Genomic DNA, 1,206 nt, shown 5'->3' with positions numbered 1-1,206 from the left:
CTGATCCCGGCCGCCGTCCTGCCGGTGCTGGCCCAGACGGCGACGGTCCTGACCGTGCTGTCCATGGCCGCCCTCGGCCTCAGCACCGACGCCCGCGCCGTGGCGCGGTCGGGCGTTCGCATCGCCGCGGTGGTGATCCTGTCGCTGCTGGCCCTGGTTGGCCTCGCGCTCGCCCTGATCTATCTGCTGGCGCTGGCCGGAGGCCCGGCCTGAGTCCGGGCCAGCTGATCGACCAGATCCTCGATCCGCTTGCGGATGTCGGGCACGGCGGTCGTTTCCCAGTAGGCGGCGCGGGCCGGCGGGCCCAGCGCGAACAGTCGGGCGTCGGGCGATCCGTCGGCGGCCAGCAGCCGCCCCCCGGCGTCCAGATCGAGACCGATGCTCACCGGATCGAGCCGCGCCCGGCCCGCCTTGATCAGCGGCCCGGTCAGGGGGTCGTCCAGCGCCGCATGGCCGGGACCGCTGCAGTCGATCAGCCACTGGCCGGTGAGGGGCGGCCGGCTTGATCCGTCGCGCGGGCGCCAGTGCAGGGTCACTCCGTCGGCGCCGGCCTCGATCCGCTCCACCCGACCTGCGAGGACGCCGAGGCGGCCGGCGAACTTCATCCGGTTGATGGTTTCGTCGACGCCGGGCGGAACGCGGTGGCGGTGAACATCCCACCACGGACGCAGATGCCGCAGCCAGCGCGCGCGGGTTGTCGCATCCGCCTCGGTCCAGAGCCGCGCCGTGACGGGGCGCAGCCCCTCCATCACGCTGCGCCAGCCGCCGTCCGTCGCCAGCCGCCGCGCCTCCGCCAGCCGGTCCGACGGCCGCCCGGTCAGCATCGCCCGGGTCGGCGGCGTGGGATCGTCGTGCCCGGCGCCATGGACCCGGGGCGTCAGCCCGCGCCGGGACAGGGCGGTGATCGGGCCCTTGCGGCCGGCAGCGTCCAGCCACAGGGCCATGTCGACCATGGTCAGGCCCGTACCGACGATGATCACCGCGTCCTCCGGCCCGATCCGTTCCAGCGCCGTCAGCGCCCAGGGGTCCGTGATGACGCGCCGCGAACCGCGGCCGGCCGTTTTCGGGGCCGGGTTGCCGGTCGCCAGCACCACGGCGTCGGCCGGGATGACCCGTCCGCCGGACAGGCGCACGCCCTCGCCCTCGACCGCCGCGACCTCGCCGGTGACCAGTTCGATCCTTCCCGGATGGGCCTGCCGCGCCGCG

The 1,206-nt window shown here is 75.2% G+C and carries 2 pseudogenes; one reads left to right on the top strand and one right to left on the bottom strand.

What is annotated here, in order from left to right:
- Positions 1–213, top strand: a pseudogene (locus Q8S40_RS11755) (putative sulfate exporter family transporter); the annotation flags it as partial.
- On the opposite strand, the pseudogene Q8S40_RS11750 reads toward Q8S40_RS11755, so the two are convergent.
- Positions 180–1,206: pseudogene (locus tag Q8S40_RS11750) on the bottom strand (FAD/NAD(P)-binding protein); the annotation flags it as partial. The pseudogenes Q8S40_RS11755 and Q8S40_RS11750 sit on opposite strands and share 34 nt — an antisense overlap.

It is taken from the genome of Falsiroseomonas sp. (genome assembly GCF_030695085.1).
Taxonomy (GTDB): Bacteria; Pseudomonadota; Alphaproteobacteria; order Acetobacterales; family Acetobacteraceae; genus Falsiroseomonas.
This window is presented reverse-complemented; position numbering and strand designations above follow the sequence as displayed.